At 68.0% G+C, this 18,585-nt stretch carries 22 protein-coding genes; 15 read left to right on the top strand and 7 right to left on the bottom strand.

What is annotated here, in order from left to right:
• Positions 1–235 precede the first annotated feature (235 nt).
• Together ACW18B_RS01575 and ACW18B_RS01580 are read left to right on the top strand one after the other, a co-directional pair.
• Positions 236–895, top strand: a complete 660-nt coding sequence (locus ACW18B_RS01575; protein WP_492049100.1) for a class I SAM-dependent methyltransferase — start codon at positions 236–238, stop codon at positions 893–895.
• Between the two features lie 44 nt (positions 896–939).
• The gene (locus ACW18B_RS01580) at positions 940–1,290 is read left to right on the top strand and encodes a VOC family protein (protein ID WP_492049101.1); all 351 of its coding nucleotides are present in this window, start codon (positions 940–942) and stop codon (positions 1,288–1,290) included.
• Positions 1,291–1,525: 235 nt separating this feature from the next.
• Here the strand turns inward: ACW18B_RS01580 and ACW18B_RS01585 are convergent, their stop codons facing one another.
• Positions 1,526–2,386 carry an SDR family oxidoreductase gene (locus tag ACW18B_RS01585; RefSeq protein ID WP_492049102.1) on the bottom strand — a complete coding sequence of 287 codons (861 nt, stop codon included), beginning with the start codon at positions 2,384–2,386 and terminating at the stop codon, positions 1,526–1,528.
• Between the two features lie 35 nt (positions 2,387–2,421).
• Here ACW18B_RS01585 and ACW18B_RS01590 point away from each other — a divergent pair, with 35 nt between their 5' ends.
• The 13 genes from ACW18B_RS01590 (at position 2,422) to ACW18B_RS01650 (ending at position 14,056) form a co-directional block, all read left to right on the top strand.
• Entirely contained in the window at positions 2,422–2,784 is a 363-nt protein-coding gene (locus tag ACW18B_RS01590; protein WP_492049103.1) for an MmcQ/YjbR family DNA-binding protein, read from the top strand.
• Positions 2,781–3,425, top strand: a complete 645-nt coding sequence (locus ACW18B_RS01595) for a Pr6Pr family membrane protein (RefSeq protein ID WP_492049104.1) — start codon at positions 2,781–2,783, stop codon at positions 3,423–3,425. The genes ACW18B_RS01590 and ACW18B_RS01595 overlap by 4 nt, the downstream gene beginning before the upstream one ends.
• 22 nt (positions 3,426–3,447) lie before the next feature.
• Positions 3,448–4,287 (top strand): aldo/keto reductase, encoded by an 840-nt coding sequence (locus ACW18B_RS01600; protein ID WP_492049105.1) that lies wholly within the window; start codon positions 3,448–3,450, stop codon positions 4,285–4,287.
• A gap of 109 nt (positions 4,288–4,396) precedes the next feature.
• Positions 4,397–5,671, top strand: coding sequence for a glutamate-5-semialdehyde dehydrogenase (locus tag ACW18B_RS01605; protein WP_492049106.1), 1,275 nt, complete (start codon positions 4,397–4,399; stop codon positions 5,669–5,671).
• A complete protein-coding gene (locus tag ACW18B_RS01610; RefSeq protein WP_492049107.1) occupies positions 5,637–6,293 on the top strand; it encodes a nicotinate-nucleotide adenylyltransferase in 657 nt (218 codons plus the stop codon). Before ACW18B_RS01605 ends, ACW18B_RS01610 begins: the two co-directional genes overlap by 35 nt.
• A gap of 85 nt (positions 6,294–6,378) precedes the next feature.
• Positions 6,379–6,810: a ribosome silencing factor gene (rsfS, locus tag ACW18B_RS01615; RefSeq protein WP_492051839.1), complete on the top strand. Its 432-nt coding sequence runs from the start codon at positions 6,379–6,381 to the stop codon at positions 6,808–6,810.
• Between the two features lie 143 nt (positions 6,811–6,953).
• A complete protein-coding gene (gene rlmH, locus ACW18B_RS01620; RefSeq protein ID WP_492049108.1) occupies positions 6,954–7,418 on the top strand; it encodes a 23S rRNA (pseudouridine(1915)-N(3))-methyltransferase RlmH in 465 nt (154 codons plus the stop codon).
• Positions 7,419–7,454: 36 nt separating this feature from the next.
• Entirely contained in the window at positions 7,455–8,483 is a 1,029-nt protein-coding gene (locus tag ACW18B_RS01625; RefSeq protein ID WP_492051840.1) for a murein hydrolase activator EnvC family protein, read from the top strand.
• A gap of 111 nt (positions 8,484–8,594) precedes the next feature.
• Positions 8,595–9,980, top strand: a complete 1,386-nt coding sequence (locus ACW18B_RS01630) for a S41 family peptidase (protein WP_492049109.1) — start codon at positions 8,595–8,597, stop codon at positions 9,978–9,980.
• 96 nt (positions 9,981–10,076) lie between these two features.
• Entirely contained in the window at positions 10,077–11,255 is a 1,179-nt protein-coding gene (locus tag ACW18B_RS01635) for a divergent polysaccharide deacetylase family protein (protein ID WP_492049110.1), read from the top strand.
• Positions 11,252–11,749, top strand: a complete 498-nt coding sequence (locus ACW18B_RS01640; RefSeq protein WP_492049111.1) for an RNA pyrophosphohydrolase — start codon at positions 11,252–11,254, stop codon at positions 11,747–11,749. The genes ACW18B_RS01635 and ACW18B_RS01640 overlap by 4 nt, the downstream gene beginning before the upstream one ends.
• Positions 11,750–11,776: 27 nt before the next feature.
• The gene (locus ACW18B_RS01645; protein WP_492049112.1) at positions 11,777–13,261 is read left to right on the top strand and encodes an alpha/beta hydrolase; all 1,485 of its coding nucleotides are present in this window, start codon (positions 11,777–11,779) and stop codon (positions 13,259–13,261) included.
• Between the two features lie 45 nt (positions 13,262–13,306).
• Entirely contained in the window at positions 13,307–14,056 is a 750-nt protein-coding gene (locus ACW18B_RS01650) for an alpha/beta hydrolase (RefSeq protein WP_492049113.1), read from the top strand.
• Between the two features lie 4 nt (positions 14,057–14,060).
• Here ACW18B_RS01650 and sugE read toward each other — a convergent pair whose 3' ends face one another.
• The 6 genes from sugE to ACW18B_RS01680 all read right to left on the bottom strand — a co-directional run bounded on the left by sugE (position 14,061) and on the right by ACW18B_RS01680 (position 18,581).
• A complete protein-coding gene (sugE, locus tag ACW18B_RS01655; protein WP_492049114.1) occupies positions 14,061–14,384 on the bottom strand; it encodes a quaternary ammonium compound efflux SMR transporter SugE in 324 nt (107 codons plus the stop codon).
• A 211-nt stretch (positions 14,385–14,595) separates the two neighbouring features.
• Positions 14,596–15,297 carry a hypothetical protein gene (locus tag ACW18B_RS01660; protein WP_492049115.1) on the bottom strand — a complete coding sequence of 234 codons (702 nt, stop codon included), beginning with the start codon at positions 15,295–15,297 and terminating at the stop codon, positions 14,596–14,598.
• Between the two features lie 204 nt (positions 15,298–15,501).
• On the bottom strand, positions 15,502–15,762 hold the full coding sequence (locus ACW18B_RS01665) for an ATP synthase F1 subunit epsilon (protein WP_492049116.1): 261 nt from the start codon (positions 15,760–15,762) through the stop codon (positions 15,502–15,504).
• A complete protein-coding gene (locus tag ACW18B_RS01670) occupies positions 15,762–16,004 on the bottom strand; it encodes a hypothetical protein (protein WP_492049117.1) in 243 nt (80 codons plus the stop codon). The genes ACW18B_RS01665 and ACW18B_RS01670 overlap by 1 nt, the downstream gene beginning before the upstream one ends.
• Complete coding sequence (gene atpD, locus ACW18B_RS01675; protein ID WP_492049118.1) at positions 16,004–17,626, bottom strand: F0F1 ATP synthase subunit beta; 1,623 nt, start codon at positions 17,624–17,626, stop codon at positions 16,004–16,006. The genes ACW18B_RS01670 and atpD overlap by 1 nt, the downstream gene beginning before the upstream one ends.
• A gap of 82 nt (positions 17,627–17,708) precedes the next feature.
• The gene (locus ACW18B_RS01680) at positions 17,709–18,581 is read right to left on the bottom strand and encodes a F0F1 ATP synthase subunit gamma (protein ID WP_492049119.1); all 873 of its coding nucleotides are present in this window, start codon (positions 18,579–18,581) and stop codon (positions 17,709–17,711) included.
• Between the last annotated feature and the right edge of the window lie 4 nt (positions 18,582–18,585).

The raw sequence follows: 18,585 nt of genomic DNA on the forward strand, positions 1-18,585 counted from the left end.
TGGTTAATGATGACTTGCGGCGACGTGGCGGATCTGTGGCGAGGACGATTTGACGCAGGTCCGGCAGCAAGACAGACGAGATGGCTGATGGCCGTGACCCAGCCGTGGACGCGTCCGTTTTTAGCGCTCGCGACCAGGCGCGCCAGTCTCGGTCTGCTCCCCCATTTTGGGCTGGAATGACGGAAAATGGGTGGGCCTGTTGGCTTCAGGGCCGCGCCGGTGCTCTAAGCGCGCCATGATCGACCAGACGCTGGAAGGCCGCCGCGCCTTCATTCTTGAAAACACCCGCGTCCAGGCGCCGCCGCATGCGCCGGAGCTGTCGCTACATCTGGCCGACGAGATCACCCCGATCTGGAAACTGACCGAGGAAGCCCTCGAAGAGCTGGGCCTGGCCCCGCCGTTCTGGGCCTTCGCCTGGGCCGGCGGACAGGCCCTGGCGCGCTACATTCTCGACCATCCCGACATTGTCGCCGGCAAGACCGTGGTCGATTTCGCCACCGGCTCGGGCATCGTGGCCATCGCGGCGATGAAGGCCGGAGCGCACAGCGTGCTGGCCAATGACATCGACAGCTTCTGCCAGGCGGCGGTGAGTCTGAACGCCGGGGTCAATGGCGTGGCCATCGCCTTCACCGACGCCAACCTGCTGGACGCCCCGCCCCCGGCCTGCGACGTGCTGCTGGCCGGCGACATCTGCTACGAAAAGCCGATGGCCGAAGCGGTGATGGACTGGCTGCGGCAGGCCCGCGCGGCCGGCGCCACGGTGCTGATCGGCGATCCGGGCCGCACCTATTTCCGCAAGGATGACCTGATCCAGCTGGCCGAGTACCAGGTCGAGACCACCCGCGAGCTGGAAGATTTCGCCGTCAAACGCACCTGCGTCTGGACTCTGCCATAGCCGTCAGACTAGAACATTAGCGGAACATTTTAGGGGACCACACCATGCGCGAAGACGGCAAGATCGACTATATCGAGTGGCCCGCGACCGACCTGCCGGCCACCAAGGGCTTCTATCAGCAGGCCTTCGGCTGGGCCTTCACCGACTATGGCCCCGACTATGCGGCCTTTGAAGGCCAGGGCGCCGACGGGGGGTTCACCACGCCGCAGGACGGCGCGACCGACAAGCCGCTGGTGGTGCTGTACGCCCACGACATCGAGGCCATGGAAGCCAAGGTCACGGCGGCCGGCGGCGTGATCACCCAGCCGATCTTCGACTTCCCGGGCGGCCGCCGCTTCCACTTCACCGACCCCTCGGGCAACGAGCTGGCGGTGTGGAGCGAAGGGCGCGGCTGAGCGGTCAGAGCTCTCCCTCAAACCTTAAAAGCAGATCGCCTTCCTGGGCCTTGTGCCCAGGACCCATGCCAAAGGCGGATCGTGGCTTGGGCGTGATCTGCGGCTGAAAACCCCGGAACGCGAAACGGGCTCAGCGGGTCCTCAAGCCTGGATCCTGGGCACAAGGCCCAGGAAGGCGGGAGCTTTTGGATCCGCTTTAAAACGCTTCGCCGACGGGGGCGCCCAGAAGGAGCCCCTAAAACCGCGGATGGAAATCGCGCGGCGCCCAGCCGAAATCGCGCTGGGCGTCGCCGCTGTCGAAGGTGAGATCCTGCTCCATCCGCGCGCCCATGGCCGCGGTGGCGCCGGGCAGCCATGGCGCGGCGGCCTTCAGCATCACAGCAAACAGGGCCGGCGGCAGGGAGAACACCACGGGTCGGCGGCGCAGGCCTTCGAACACCCGCGTGGCCATGGCGCGATAGGTCAGGGTCTCGCCGCCGACCAGGTCATAGGCCCGGTTTTCGGCGGCGCGCGCAGCGGCGGCCGCCAGGGCGCCGATGGCCAGATCCTCCGCGTGAACCGGCTGGCGCAGGCCCTGGCCGTCGCCCGACAGCGGCAGCAGGCCAAACCGGCGGATCAGTCCCGCCAGCCGGCTGACATTGCCGTCGCGGCCCTCGTCATAGATCAGGGTCGGCCGCAGGATGGTCCAACTCACGCCCTGATCGAGGCAGAACCCCTCCACATCGGCCTCGGCCTCGGCCAGGCGAGCGGCCACGGCCCGCTCTTCGGCCACCGCCGAGTCGCGCTTGGTGAAGCGGCTGGTCGAGGAGAAGGCCACCAGCCGCGTCATGCCGTTGGCCTTCAGGGCCGGCAAGGCGGCGGGCAGGAGCCAGATGGGCGACAGCGAAAACACCGTCGCCACGGGCGGCAGGGCTTCGGCGAGGTTCGGGTCGGACAGGTCCGCGTCCAGCCAGCAGGCCTCCACCGTCGGCGGACGGCGGCTGATCGCCACGGGATCGACGCCGGCCGCCCGCAGGCGATTCAGCAGATGACCGCCGATCAGGCTGGTCGCGCCCAGCACCAGGACCGGCGTCTTCAGGGGGTTCTCGGCGCTCATGTTACCCATATAGTCAGGGTTGGGGGGAGCCGGCCATGGGCATGACATTCGACGCGGTGCGCGTCTTCGCGTTCAGCCTGCCCGGCGTGGCGGACGGCGCCAGCTACGGCTATCCAAGCCTGAAGGCGCACGGCAAGTTCCTGACCCGGTTGCTGGACGACGGCGACAGCCTGGTCTGCCCCGGCGTGGGCTTCGACGAGCGCGAGATGCTGATGGCGGCCCAGCCCGAGGCCTTTTATCTGACCGACCACTATCGCAACTATCCCTATGTCCTGATCCGCCTGTCGCACGCCCATCCGGGCACGGTCGAGCGCCTGCTGCTGCGCCAGTGGCGCGCCACGGCGCCCAAGAGGATCCTGAAGGCCTGGGACGCCCAACACCCGACGGAGACCGCATGACAGCCTGGCGCATCCTGATCGCCGCCCTCGCGGCCCTGGGCGTGGTTCTGAAATACGGCCTGATGATCCACGACCAGAGCTGGGCGACCTTCGCGTCCACCACGATCGAGTTCTTCAGCTATTTCACCATGGTCAGCAACATCCTGGCCGCCGTGGTCCTGACCGCGCCGCTGGTCGCCCCGACCGCGCGCCTCGCGGTGTGGGCGGAGACCTCGACGACGCGGATCGCCGTGGCGGTCTATCTTGCCGTGACGGCGGTGATCTATCACGCCCTGCTGGCCGGGCTGTGGGATCCCAAGGGCCTGGACCTGGCCTGCACGACGATCCTGCACACCCTGACCCCGGCGGCCTTCCTGATCGACTGGCTATTGCGCGGCGGCCAGGGCGAGGCGCGCTGGAACGCGGCCTTCAAGGCCCTGCCGACGCCGTTCCTCTATGGCGTCTGGACCCTGCTCCACGGCGCCCTGACCGGCTTCTATCCCTATGGCTTCCTCAACGTCGCCAGGCACGGCTATGCCAGCGCCCTGACCACCATGATCGTGATGTTTCTCGGATTCTTCGGGCTCGCCCTGGCGTTCACCGCGTTACACAGGGCGCGCGCCAGACTGCTGATCGGGCGCGCCGCTTCCCTGCCCGCCTGACCGCCTGTCTCCGGAGACCTCCATGTCCAAGCTTGTTCCCGCCGTCCGCTCGGGCGATGTCCTGATCCCCGCCCTCGGCTTTGGCACCTGGCAACTGGACAACGGCAGCGCCCAGCCTCTGGTCGAACAGGCGCTGGAGATCGGCTACCGCCATATCGACACCGCCCAGGCCTATCGTAACGAGCGTGACGTCGGGGCCGGCATCGCCGCCAGCGGGATCAAGCGCGACGACATCTTCGTCACCACCAAGGTGTGGGTCGACCAGTTTGCCGACGGCGACCTGCAGCGCTCGGCCGAAAAGAGCCTGGAGCGGCTGGGTCTGGACCATGTCGACCTGCTGCTGCTGCACTGGCCCAAGCCCGACGTGCCCCTGGCCGAAACAATGGCGGCGCTCAATGACGTCAGGGATCGCGGCCTGACCCGCGCCATCGGCGTCTCGAACTTTCCGTCGGCGGTGCTGGCGCAGGCCCGGAGCCTCTCGAAGGCCCCGATCGCCACCGACCAGGTCGAATACCACCCCTATCTGTCGCAAAAGACCCTAATCGCGGCCGCCGACGCGGCCGGAACCTCGATCACCGCCTGGTCGCCCCTGGCCCAGGGCAAGGTCGCGCAGGACCCGGTGCTGATCGCCATCGGCCAGGCCCACGGCAAGACGCCGGGCCAGGTCACCCTGCGCTGGCTGATCCAGCAGGGCGTCATCGCCATCCCGCGCACCAAGACCCCGGCCCGCGTGGTCGAGAATTTCGACGTGCTCGATTTCGACCTGACGCCCGAGGAGATGGCCGAGATCTTCGCCCTGGCGCGGCCGGATGGACGGATCGGGGATTGGATCGACAAGGCCTATAGCTGGGACGTGGACTGAGGCCGCCTCAAGGGAACCTGCGTCCGCCATCAGACAATCAAGGTTCCCCCCGCCGGGGAATGCGCCTAGGTAAGGCTCAACCTGAGCATATCCGGATCGGATCGGACTTATGGACGACGCGGGCGTCAGCTTGCAGGCGACGATGATGGCGATGGGCGAGGCGGCCCGTGCGGGCGCGCGCGCCCTGCGCCTCGCCTCGGCCGACCAGCGCACCGCCGCCCTTCACGCCATGGCCGCCGCAATCCGCGAAGACGCCGCCAAGATCCTCGCCGCCAACGCCAGGGACCTCGATCAGGCCAGGGCCAATGGCCTCTCGGGTCCGATGCTGGACCGGCTGATGCTGGACGCGGCCCGCCTCGAGGGCGTCGCCGCCGGCGTCGAGACCGTGGCCGCCATTCCAGACCCCCTGGGCGTGGCCACCTCGCGCTGGACCCGGCCCAACGGCCTGGACATTTCCCGCGTCCGCACGCCGATCGGCGTGATCGCCATGATCTATGAGAGCCGCCCCAACGTCACCGCCGACGCGGCGGCGCTGTGCGTGCGCTCGGGCAATGCGGTGATCCTGCGCGGCGGGTCGGAATGCCTGGCCTCCAGCCTGGCCCTGCACGCCGCCATCGTCCGGGGCCTGAAGGCCGCCAAACTGCCCGCCAGCGCCGTCCAGGCGGTGACCACCCCCGATCGCACCGCCGTGGGCCTGATCCTAAGCGGCCTGAACCGCACGATCGACCTGATCATCCCGCGCGGCGGCAAGAGCCTGGTGGCCCGCGTCCAGGCCGAGGCCCGCGCCCCGGTGCTGGGCCATCTGGAAGGCCTCAACCACGTCTTCGTGCACGCCGGCGCTGACGCCCAAAAGGCCATCGCCATCGCCGTCAACGCCAAGATGCGGCGGGTGTCGGTCTGCGGCTCGGCCGAGACCCTGCTGGTCGACCGGGCGATCGCCGACACGCTGCTGCCGCGGCTGGCCGACGCCCTGATCAGGGCCGGCTGCGAACTGCGCGGCGACGCGGCGGCCCTGGCCATCGAGCCCACCATGAAAAAGGCCAAGGACGCCGACTGGACCACCGAATATCTGGCCCCGATCCTGTCGGTGGCCCTTGTCGACGGCGTGGCCGGGGCGGCCGACCACATCGCCCGCTACGGCTCGGGCCACACCGACGCCATCGTCACGGAAGACGCCGTCGCCGCCGAGGCCTTCGCGGCCGAGGTCGACAGCGCCATCGTCCTGATCAACGCCTCCACCCAGTTCGCCGACGGCGGAGAATTCGGCTTCGGGGCCGAGATCGGCATCGCCACAGACAAGCTACACGCCCGCGGTCCGGTCGGGGCCGAGCAATTGACGACATTCAAATATGTGGTTCGCGGGACCGGCCAGACTCGTCCCTGAGGCCGGCCGGCCCAACGCGCAGCGTCTTGGCTTCCATCTGGAGCCGGGCATGCGCGTCGGGCTGTTCGGCGGCTCATTCAATCCCGCGCACGAGGGTCATGCCCACGTGGCCGAGACCGCCTTGCATCGCCTCAACCTCGACAAGGTGATCTGGCTGGTCTCGCCTCAGAACCCGCTGAAATCGGCCCACGAGACCCGCCCCCTGGCCGAGCGCATGGCCGGGGCCCGTCGGCACGCCCATGGCGGCGCGATGATCGTCTCCGACGCCGAGACCCGGCTGGGCTCGCAATACACCATCGACACCCTGCGGGTGCTGCGGGCCCGCTATCCGGGGGTCAAGTTTGTCTGGATCATGGGGGCCGACAGCCTGGCCACCTTCCACCGCTGGCGCGGCTGGACCCAGATCATGCGCGAGGTTCCGGTGGCGGTGATCTCGCGACCTTGGGCCGCGTTGAAGTCGCGGACCTCGCCCGCCGCGCGGCGTTTTTCGCACGCTCGCAAGCCCGCCAGCGCCGCCGCCACCCTGCCCGATCTGACCGCCCCGGCCTGGGTCTATCTGACCGGCCCGCTGAACTTCGCCTCGTCCACGGCGATGCGCGAACGCCTCACCAAGGCGCCTTGATCGGGTTCGTGCACGCAACCCCTCACCTTTTCGACTCATCCATGTTATGAAGGGGACCCGCGCGACCCCATAAGGAGTACTTCCGCTGCGTAGCGACCCCGCGCAAAGTGCGCACGAGGATACGGTTTCCACCGAATCCCCGACCCAGACTTCAGGCCTCAGCCTGGATCAAAGCATCAGGGCTCTCGAGACCCTGATCCTGTCCCGCCTCGACGACGACAAGGCGCAGGACATCGTTCACATCGACCTGACGGACAAAAGCTCGGTGGCTGACAGCCTCATCGTGGCGTCCGGCCGTTCGCACCGTCACGTCGGCGCTCTGGCGGATCACATCATCCGCGCGCTCAAGGAGCAGGGCTTCGGCAAGGCGCGGGTCGAAGGCCTGCCGCACTGCGACTGGGTCCTGATCGACGCCGGCGACGTGGTGGTTCACCTGTTCCGCCCCGAAGTGCGCAGCTTCTACAATATCGAGAAGATCTGGGCGATCGACGCCCCGCACCGCATCGCCTCCAACTGATCCGCCGGCCTCCCTCGCCCTTGTGGCGAGGGCCCATGGCTGGATCATGCTCTGAGTGCGAGCTTTGATCTTCTGAGCCGCCATCGGCATGACTCCTCGCCACAAGGGCGAGGACGGCAAATTAAGGTGGCGCGTCCTCCCCCATGAAACTGACCATCCTCACCGTCGGGAAGCTCGGCCGCATGGTCGAGGCGCAGATGGCGCTGGACTATATGTCCCGCGCCACCGCGTCGGGCCGCGCCCTGGCCCTGGGTCCGGCCGAGATCCTCGAGGTCGAGGCCCGCAAGCCGGGCAAGGCCGCCGAGGCCGAGATGCTGCGTCCCCACCTTGAGGGCGCCCATGTCATCGCCTGCGACGAACACGGCAAGGTGCGCCCCTCACGCGCCTTCGCCGAGCACATCGGCCGCCTGCGCGACGATGGGACGCGCAAGGTCGTCTTTCTGATCGGCGGCGCCGATGGCCTGGACCCCGCGATCCTGGCCGGGGCCCATGAAACCCTGGCCTTCGGCCCCCAGACCTGGCCGCACGCCCTGGCCCGGGCCATGCTGGCCGAGCAGATCTATCGCGCCGTCACCATCCTGGCGGGCTCGCCCTATCACCGTGATTAGGGTTAGACAGCAGAGGTGCTTCGCCGTCCCTCGCCCGTGCTCCTGTCTGCGATCGTCCTGGCCCTGACCCTGTCGGCGGCGGGCGTCGGCCTGGCGCGTCAGGACAGGCAGCGCCTGCGCGATCGCCAGACCGCCATCGACACCCGCCGCGAGATCGACGACCTGCGCGGCGAACTGTCGCGCCTGGACCATGCCCGGGTCTCGGCCGGCGACGATGTCGATTTCAAGCGGGCCCGGCTGGAGGCCCTGAACGCGCGCGAGGCCTCGGTGCTGGCCGACCTGGGTCGCGACCGCCACCGCCTGGCGCGGCTGCTGTCGGCCCTGCAGCTGTTCCGGCGCAATCCGCCGCCCGCCCTGCTGGTGAGTCCGGACGACGCCCGCGACGCGGTGCGGGCCGCCATCCTGATCCGCGCCATGACCCCGGACCTGCAGCGCCGGGCTGACGCCTATGCCCGCCAGGCCCTGGCGGTGCGAGCCCTGCGCCGCGAGGCGGCGGCGGCGGCGGCCGAGCTGTTCACCGCCGAGAGCGTGGTGGCCGACCGCAAGGGCGAGATCGAACGGCTGATCATCGAGAAGACCCGGCTGGAACGCGCCTACGCCCAGGAGGCGCTGATCGAGGCCAGCGAACTGCGCACCCTGGGGGCCCTGACCGACAGCCTGACGCCCCGCGCCCCCACCGGCCCCCTGGCGCTCGCCTCGCCCGCGCCCGGCCCTGTCACCAGCCGCTTCGGCGACGGCCTGCCGGCCGGCGGCCGCTCGTCGGGCCTGTCGATCCGCACGGAAAAGGGGCGGACCGTGACCAGTCCCGCAGCGGGAACCGTTGAATATGCCGGCGCGCTGAATGGCTGGGGTGTTGTCTTGATCCTGCGGGCCCAGGGCGCCTATTTGATCGTCTTGGCCGGTCTGGATCAGGTTTCGGTCGGACCCGGACAATCGGTCGCGGCCGGCGCCCCGATCGGAAAGATGGCCGAACGTGTATCCTCCGGCCCTGAACTCTATCTGGAGGTCCGCGAAGACGGTGTTTCGGTCGACCCGGAGCGCTGGTTGAAGCAGGGGTCGCCGTAGACGGCTTTTTCAGCAATGATGGCCGCAAATAAGACGCGCTCGACGGGGATGGTCGAGAGCAAGTGATCACAAGCGCGACGCACCGCGTCGCCAGGGAGCCTTCCAGGCCTAATGCGCAAGTACCTGCTCATCGGAGTTTCGGCCTTTGTCCTCGGCGCGGGGACGATGGCCTATCTTAGCCCCATCGCCGAGGCGAACATCCCGCCCAAGACCAAGACCTACAAGCTGCTGGAACTGTTCGGCGACGTGCTGGGCACGGTCGAGGACCAGTATGTGGCCGAGGTCGACGACAAGAAACTGATCGAGGCGGCCCTCGACGGCATGCTCACCAGCCTTGACCCGCATTCGGGCTATCTGTCGCCCGACAGCTTCGAAGACATGCAGGACACCACCCGCGGCGAATATGGCGGGCTGGGCATAGAGGTCACCAGCGAAGACGGCGTGGTCAAGGTGATCTCGCCCATGGATGGCACGCCGGCCGCGCGGGCGGGCATTCAGGCGGGCGACTACATCACGGCGGTCAACAGCCAGAGCGTGCTGGGCCTGACGGTCACCGAAGCGGTCAAGCAGATGCGCGGCGCAGCCGGAGAGCCGGTGACCCTGACCATCGCCCGCGAAAAGACCGACCCCTTCGACGTCAAGCTGATCCGCGAGGTCATCAAGCCCAAGGCCGCCATCGCCCGCATGGAAGGCGACTATGGCTATGTCCGCCTGCCAGGCTTCAACGAAAAGGCCACCGACGCCCTGGTCTCTTCCATCAATGAGCTGAAGGCCAAGAACCCCAAGATGAAGGGCCTGGTCTTTGACCTGCGCAACAATCCGGGCGGCTTGCTGGACCAGGCGGTCGGCGTGGCCGACGTGTTCCTGGACGGCGGCGAGGTGGTCAGCCAGCGCGGCCGCGATCCGCGCAACATCCAGCGCTACAACGCCCGTCCGGGCGATCTTCTGCACGGCCTGCCGGTGGTGGTGCTGATCAATCAGGGCTCGGCCTCGGCGGCTGAAATCGTCGCCGGCGCCCTGCAGGATCGTCACCGCGCCGAGCTGGTGGGCCTGACCAGCTTCGGCAAGGGCTCGGTGCAGACCGTGATCCCGCTGCGTGGTGGGGCGGATGGGGCCTTGAAGCTGACCACGGCCCGCTATTTCACGCCCTCCGGCCGCTCGATCCAGAAGACCGGCATCGCCCCGGACCTCGAGGTCGCCCAGACCCGCGACCAGGCCCAGGACATCGCCAACCGCGTCTGGTTCAGCGAAGCCAGCTTCAAGAACGCCCTCAACGCCGACGATGGCAAGACCCGCCAGGGGGCCCACACCCCGGCCGAAGCCCCGCCCGCGACCTTCGATGACAAGAAAGATGACTTCCAGCTGCAACGCGCCCTGGCGGTGCTGAAGGCCGGCTCGGTCTCCGCTACGCCGAAAATGCCCAAGCCCGCCGCCAAGGTCGCCGAGATCACGGCCCGCGCCGCCGCCATGGGCAAGCCGGTGGTCGAGAAGAAATAGGCCTGTCGAACGGCCCTCGCATTTCCGCGCGAGGGCCAATTCGTCACAGGGCCTTGTTAACCATAAATTTGAAGCTTGCCGGCTAGGGTTGCTCCGATGGCCGCCATGTTCTCCCGCAAGCCCGCCTATGCCGCCTCCGCACCGGTCTCGGACGCGAGCGGAGACCTGCGCGCCCGGCTGATGGCGGCGGTGTCCAACCCCTATATCGCCGCCAGTGGCGCGGCCTTCCTGTTCATGATCACCCTGGCCGGCCTGGTGCTGGTCACCGGCGATCCAAAGGCCGGCGCCCCGATCATCCGGGTCGAGCTGACCAAGATCGGCGCCACCCGCAACGCCCCCGAGGGCTGGAAAGAGGCCCTGACCGACGAGAGCGAACACGAAGCGGCCTTCAAGCCCGAGACCTTCGATCTGTCGACCAAGCCCATCGTCTACCACCCGACCGAAGCTTCGATCTCGTTCCCCGGCGAGGAGAGCCCGCCCCCCGTCGCCCCGGCCGGCGGCGGCCTGCCCCAGGCGCCGCTCGCGGGCCTCTATGGCCCGGGTCCCGGTGGCGCGCCGCTGCCGATCATCGGCGTCGACGGCCGCACCCCCGCCCAGGCCTATGCCCGTCCGTTCACGGCCAGTGGCCGGCCCAAGGTCTCGGTCGTCATCGGCGGCCTGGGCCTCAACCCGCAGACCACCCGGGCGGCCATCGAGACCCTGCCGCCGGAAATCACCCTGTCGTTCGCGCCCTATGCCGAGGGGCTGCAGGGCTGGATCGACCTGGCCCGCGCCAACGGTCACGAGGTGTTGCTGGAAACCCCGATGGAGCCGGCCGACTATCCGGCCAATGATCCGGGCCCCTATACGCTGATCGCCGCCAACCGCCCCGAAGACACCGTGCGCAAGCTGGAATGGCTGATGTCGCGCGCCACCGGCTATTTCGGCCTCAGCAACTATCTGGGCGCCCGGTTCGTCGAGTCGGACGCGGCGATGAACACCTTCAACTCGGCCCTCAAGGCCCGCGGCCTGGCCTTTGTCGACGACGGCCTGGCGGCGCGACGCGGCGGCGCGATCCCGCGCGCTTCGGCCGACCGGATCATCGACGACGAGCTGTCGGCCTCGGCCATCGACATCCAGTTGCGCGCGCTTGAAACCGGCGCCGTCGCCCGGGGCCAGTCCATGGGTTCGGGCTTCGCCTATCCGGTCACCATCAACCAGGTGCGCGTCTGGGCCAACGGCCTGTCGGCGCGCGGCCTGCAACTGGCGCCGGCCTCGGCCCTGGCGCGTCGATGAGCTCGGCGCCCCCCGAAGACGCCCTGCCGCGCCATCGTCCCAATGTCGGCGTCGTGCTGTTTCACCCGGACGGCCGCGTCTGGCTGGGTCGCCGCAACCAGCAGCCGCCGCCCTATAATTGGCAGTTTCCGCAAGGCGGGGTCGACGATGGCGAGGACCTGCTGGACGCCGCCCGCCGCGAACTGGCCGAGGAAACCGGCGTCACCTCGACCGAGCTTCTGGGCCGCACCGAAGGCTGGATCGCCTATGACTTCCCGCCAGAACTCGTCGGCTCGAAGCGGGCACGGGGCTGGCTGGGCCAGAAACAGGTCTGGTTTGCCTTTCGCTTCACCGGGCAAGAGCCCGAAATCGACCTGAACGCCCATGGTGATGTCGAGTTTGACGCCTGGAAATGGGGAAGGCTCGACGAAACACCCGAACTGATCGTACCCTTCAAGCGTGGCGTCTACGACACCGTGGTCGCAGCCTTCAACAAGTTCGCGGCGGGCGACTGATCGCCCCCGACTGGGAGAACGTTCGTCATGGCCAAGACCATCTTGATGATCCACGGCTATGGTTGCGCGGGTGATAGTTGGGATACGGCGGCGGCGCGGCTGCGGGCCGAGGGCTACACGGTCGAGACCCCCACGCTCCGCGCCGACCAGCGCAAGGTCTCGGCCCCCGGCGCGGGCCTGGCCGATCTGAGCCTGGCCGACTATGTCGCCGACATGAGCGCCCTGGCCGCCAGCCTGGCCCAGCGCGATGGCGCGGCGCCGGTGGTGTTTGGTCACTCGATGGGCGGACTGATCGCCCAGAAGCTGGCCGAGGCCGGCCTGGTCTCGGGCGCGGTGCTGTTCGCCCCCGCCTCTCCGGCCGATGCGCGCGGCAAGCCCAAGCTGTCGCCCGTCTTCGCCTTCCTCAACGCCGTTCTGATGTCCAAGCCCGAGACCAAGACGGTCAAGCAGTGGAAGACCGGCTTCAAGTGGGGGGTGATGAACGCTGTCCCCGCCGCCCGACATGACAAGCTCTACGCCCGCATGGTCTACGACTCCGGTCGTGTCCTGGCCGATCTGGCCTGGCCCGACAAGGATCCCAACAAGACCGCGATGGTCGATGTCGACAAGATCAAGGTTCCGCTGCTGGTGGTGGCCGGGGCCCTGGACCGCACGACGCCGGTCGATGATCTGCGCCTGGTGGGCCAGAAATATTCGGCCGTCGGCGGCGACTATGTCGAATATCCCAACAACGCCCACTGGCTGGTCGACGAGCCGGGCACGGACGTGATCCTGGGCGACATCATCGGCTGGCTAAACAACAAGACCCTGACCGCGGCTCCGGCCAAGCCTGCGCCCGCCAAGGCCGCGGCTCCGGCGCCGGCCGCAAAGCCGGCGGCGCCGAAGCCCGCTGCGCCCAAGCCCGCATCGACCAAGGCTGCGACGCCCAAGACCCCGGCGGCCAAAACCCCGGCGGCCAAAACCGTCGCCCCCAAGGGCGTAGCTCCCAAGACTGTGGCTCCAAAGGTCTCAGCCCCTAAGGCCGCGCCCGCCAAGGCCCCCAAGCCGGCGCCCGTCGCCAAGGTCGCCGCACCTGCGTCCGTCAAGCCCCCCGTCACGGCAAAGGCCGCGCCGAAGACGCCGACGAAAGCCGCCGCGCCGGTCGTCGCGCCCAAGACCGTCGCCCCAAAGACCGTCGCCCCGAAGGTCGCACCGAAGGCGAAGCCCGCAGTGGCCAAGGCTCCAGTCAAGGCCGCGCCCGCCGCCAAGGCCGTCGCCAAGCCCGCGCCCAAGGCTCCCGTGAAGGCCAAGGCCCCGGCCGCAAAGGCGCCCGCGCCCAAGACGGTTGCCCCGGCGCCGGCCAAGACTGCAGCGGCTCCCAAGACCGCGCCAAAAGCGACCGCAAAGCCTGCGGCCAAGCCCGCCGCCGCAAAGCCCGCCGCCGCAAAGCCGGCCAAGGCTCCGGCCGCCGCCAAGGCGACTGCGACAAAGGCGCCCGCCAAAACTTCGCCTAAGCCCAAGAAGAGCGTGTAGGCTCAGGCCGCCGGCCTTTTCGCCGACAGCGTTCGAAAGGCGTTCATGCCCGCACCGGTCATCATGGTCCATGGCGCTTTCTGCGCGGGTTGGACGTTCGACAGCTTCCGTCAGCCTTTCGAGGCCGCCGGCCACGCCGTGATGACCCCGGACCTTCTGGGTCGCGAGCGCCAGGGCGCCGTCTCGGGCCGATCCATGACCGACTACGCCAAGCAGATCGCCGCCCTGTGCGCGGACTGCGACGAGCCGCCGGTCCTGATCGGCCACTCGATGGGCGGCCTGGTCGCCCAGATGGCCGCCGCCCGCGCCAAGGTCTCTCGGCTGATCCTGCTGGCCCCGTCGCCGCCCTGGGGCGTTTCGGGCGCGAGCCTGGAGGAGGCGGTCTCGGCCGTCAGCCTCTACGCCCTGGGTCCCTATTGGCTGCAGGCCGTCGATCCCGACTACAGCGTCGTCGAACGCTACAGCCTCGACCGACTGGACCGGGCCGAGCGCAAGGCGATCTACGCCCGCATGATCCCCGAAAGCGGCCGCGCCCTGTGGGAGACCCTCAACTGGTGGCTGGACCCGTTCATGACCACCAGCGCCACGCCCTCGGGCGCGCCGACCCTGGCCATCGCCGGCGGCAAGGACGTCATCCACCCCACCGCCACGGTCCGCCAGACCGCCGCGCGGCTGAACGGGACCGTCGAGGTCTTCCCGGAAATGAGCCACTGGCTGCCGGGCGAACCGGGCTGGGAGGCCGTGGCCGAACGCTGCCTGGCCTTCATCGCCGCCGAGGACCGCGCGGCCGCCTAAGCGCCTAGGGGGTGGGCGTGAACAGCTTCAGCCCCAGAATGCCGGCCACGATCAAACCCAGGCAGACCAGCCGCGCCGCCGTGGCCGGTTCCTTGAACAGCCAGATCCCGACGATGGCCGTGCCGACGGCGCCGATCCCGGTCCACACCGCATAGGCCGTGCCCAGGGGCAGGGTCTTCACGGCCCAGCCCAGCAGGCCCATGCTCAGCACCAAGCTGACCGCCGTCAAGGCGATCGGGATGGGCCGGGTAAAGCCCTCGGTGAACTTCAGGCCCACGGCCCAGCCGATCTCAAACAGACCCGCGATAAACAGGATGATCCAGGCCATGACCTGCGCCTCCGGGCGCTTGACGGGGTCGTCCCCGGAAACGGCAAAAGGCGCGGGGTCGTCCCCGCGCCTTCCGTTGATAGAACCAGCCCCGGCAAGGGGCAAGGCGGCCTTGGAGCACTTTCCGTCCTGACTGCGTCAGGCCGGAGCTCAAGGTCTTTTCAACGCATTTTCTTCACGCGAACCGGATCCCACTTCGCTCGAAAATGCTCTAGCGGCTGGTGGTGCTGTACAGGATCTGGGCCTGCTCATAGTTCTTGCCGACCGAGGTTTCGTCCAGCTTCTTCAAGCGCACATAGACCAGACCGGCATGGCCGTTGGCCCAGGCGTCGTCCCACGAGACGGTGAAGCGGCGATAGTCGCTGGCCACCGTCTGGTCGTTGCGGATCAGGCGCAGTTGCGGGCTGTTTTCCCAGGTCGCCCAGTCATGCAGGGCGGTGGCCAGGGCCTGGGCCTGCGCGTCGCCCTGGGCATATTGCAGGGTCAGGGTGCAGACGTTCTTGTTCGAACCGGGATTGTCCAGGACGATCGAATAGGGCTTGCCCAGGTCGAGGGTCCACATCTTCTTCTTCAGCTTCAGGCCGGCGGCCTTGGCCAGGGCGTCAAAGTCGCCGCCGACCACGGCCGGCTTGCAGATCCTGTCCAGAACGCTCAGCGCCTGCAGGGCGGTGGGATCGGTCGAGGGCGGCGGGCGGACCGGCTCGACATAGGTCTCGGCCGGCGCGGCGGCTTCCGCCGGGGCTGCGGCCGGCGCGGTCTGATCAACGGGCGCAGCCGGATCAGCGGGGGCCGGCATCGGCATTTGGGCCGCTTCCGCGGGCGCGGGCGCGGGAGCCGGAGCGGTCTGCTCCTGGGCGATGGCGGTCGTGGAGACCGCGCCGATGGCGATCAGGCTGGCGAGCGCAAGGCGCATGGTCGAGATATCCCCAATAGCAAGAGGTCGGCATTAAAACCGACAGGCAGTCCCTCGCAACCCTTATGGCGACAGATTACGACAGAGATTGGGTCACAAATGTAATTTACTGCGGCCAGACGTCGCGGCGCTTCTCTCCAGACGCGAAAACGCCTCCGCCCTGGGCAGGACGGAGGCGTTATTTTCGAATCAACGAAGGCGGATCTAGACCGCTTCGACCGCGTGCTCGGCCAGGATGGTCAGACCGCCCTCGCCGACATCAGCAAAACCGCCCTGGATGTCGAACAGCTTGGTGGTCGCGCCGTCCTTCACGGTGACGCGGCCCTCGCGCAGGGTGGTCATGAACGGCGCGTGGCCGGCCAGGACGCCAAAGTCGCCTTCCGCGCCGGGGACATCAACCTGATCGACCTCGGCCGAGAACAGTTCGCGTTCCGGCGCGACGAGTGAAAAATGCAGCTTGGTCATTAGTCCACGATCTCCACATCGCCCAGAGCGGCGGCGACGTCTTCGTCGGTCTGGATTTCCGTACCGCAGAACGGGCAGAAGCGGATGGTGGCCAGCACGACGCCGGTCTCGCCCTCTTCTTCCCGTTCGCCCAGATTGATCAGAATCAGGCCGCTGTCATGCTCGACGAGCGAGGCGGACGGATCCGACGAGACCGCGTCCTCAAGCTCTTCGCAGCAGAAGTTCGACAGCTCGTCGGTCATCAGGCGTCCGCCGCCAGCTTTTCAGCCTTGGCCACGACTTCCTCGATCGCGCCGACCATGTAGAAGGCGGCTTCGGGCAGGTGGTCGTATTCGCCGGCGACGATGCCCTTGAACGAGCGGATGGTGTCCTTCAGGTCCACGAACGCGCCGGGCGTGTTGGTGAACTGTTCGGCCACGTGGAACGGCTGGCTCAGGAAGCGCGAGATCTTGCGGGCGCGCGAGACGACCAGCTTGTCCTCTTCCGACAGCTCGTCCATGCCCAGGATGGCGATGATGTCCTTCAGCGACTTGTACTGCTGAAGCACTTCCTGGACCGAACGGGCCACGTTGTAGTGCTCTTCGCCGATGACCAGCGGGTCCATGATCCGCGAAGTGGAGTCCAGCGGATCCACGGCGGGGAAGATGGCCTGGGCGGCGATGTCGCGCGACAGAACGGTGGTGGCGTCCAAGTGGGCGAACGAGGCGGCGGGCGCCGGGTCGGTCAGGTCGTCGGCGGGCACGTAGATGGCCTGGACCGAGGTGATCGAACCCTTGTTGGTCGAGGTGATGCGCTCCTGCAGGTTGCCCATCTCGGTGGCCAGGGTGGGCTGATAGCCCACGGCCGAGGGGATGCGGCCCAGCAGAGCCGACACTTCAGCGCCGGCTTGGGTGAAGCGGAAGATGTTGTCGACGAACAGCAGCACGTCCTTGCCTTCTTCATCGCGGAAATATTCAGCGATGGAGAGGCCGGTCAGGGCGACGCGGGCGCGGGCGCCGGGAGGCTCGTTCATCTGGCCATAGACCAGGGCGCAGCGGCTGCCTTCGGTCGAGCCGTTGATCTTCGGGTCGACGTTGACGTTCGACTCGATCATCTCGTGATAGAGGTCGTTGCCTTCGCGGGTGCGTTCGCCCACGCCGGCCAGAACCGAATAACCGCCATAAGCCTTGGCGATGTTGTTGATCAGTTCCTGCATGGTCACGGTCTTGCCGACGCCCGCGCCGCCGAACAGGCCGATCTTGCCGCCCTTGGTGTAGGGGCACATCAGGTCGATGACCTTGATGCCGGTGACCAGAACTTCAGCGGTGTTGGTTTGCTCGGCGAAGGACGGCGCTTCGCGGTGGATCGAGCGCATCATGTCCGACTGGATCGGGCCCTGCTCGTCGATCGGCTCGCCGATGACGTTCATGATCCGGCCCAGGGTGCCGGGGCCGACCGGAACGCGGATCGAGTCGCCGGTGTCGCGCACGGCCTGGCCGCGGACCAGACCTTCGGTGGCGTCCATGGCGATGGCGCGCACGGTGTTCTGACCCAGGTGCTGGGCGACTTCGAACACCAGGCGCTGGCCGGTGGCGATGTTGATCGTTTCCAGGGCGTTGAGGATCGCCGGCAGTTCGCCGGTGAACTCGACGTCGACGACGGCGCCGATGATCTGCACCAGCTTGCCGGTGGCGGCGCCGATCGTGGCGGGCGCAACCTTGGTCGCGGCCGGCTTCTTGGCGGCCGGAGCCTTCGGGGCGGCCGGAGCCTTGGCGGCGGTCGCGGCCTTGGGAGCGGCTGCGGCGGTCGTCTTCGGGGCGGCGGGCTTCTTCACAGCTGCCGGCTTTTCAGCGGCGGCGGGAGCCTTAGCGGGGGTCTTGGCCATGGCGTTGCGGTCTTTCGTGCGTCTCTGCGTGCGTTTGGGGCGTGCGTTTTTAGGCGTGCGTTTTGGGACGTTAGGCTTGTGATCAGAGCGCTTCGGCGCCGGAGATGATCTCGATCAGCTCCTTGGTGATCTGGGCCTGGCGGGAACGGTTATATTCGAGGGTGTAGCGCTTGATCATGTCGCCGGCGTTGCGCGTGGCGTTGTCCATCGCCGTCATCTGGCTGGCGTAGAAGCCGGCCATGTTGTCGAGCAGGGCCGACAGGATCTGGACCGTCAGGTTGCGCGGCAGCAGGGTCTCGAGAATTTCCTCTTCCGAGGGTTCATACTCATAGACCGCGCCGGTGGAGGGCGCCGCCGAGCCTTCGACAACGGCCGGGATCAGCTGCAGCGCCGTCGGGGTCTGGATGACCACCGACTTGAAGCGGCTGTAGAACAGCGTGACCACGTCGATGTCGCCGGCCCCATAGAGGCTGGTGACCAGATCGGCGATCGGCTGGGCCACCGACAGGGTGAAGTGGCGATAGGCCGACAGGTCGAAATTCTCGACGATGCGGTCGGCGTACAGCCGGCGCAGCTGAGCGGTCGACTTCTTGCCGACGCAGACGATCTTCACGTCCTTGCCTTCGCGGATCAGCATGTCGATCCGCTCGCGGGCGGCGCGGACGATCGACGAGGTGAACCCGCCGGCCAGACCGCGATCGGCCGCCGCGACGATGATCAGGTGACGATCCTCGCGGCCCGTACCGGTCAGCAGGGCCGGAGCCCCGGCGCCGGACACGCCGGACGCCAGGTTGGCGATCACCGAAGCCAGCCGCCGAGCATAGGGGCGAGCGGCCTCAGCCGCGTCCTGGCTCCGGCGCAGCTTCGCCGCCGCCACCATCTGCATCGCTTTCGTGATCTTTTGCGTCGCTTTGACGCTCGAGATCCGATTGCGCATTTCCTTCAAACTGGCCATTCGG

This window comes from Caulobacter sp. FV2ps19, from assembly GCF_058681035.1.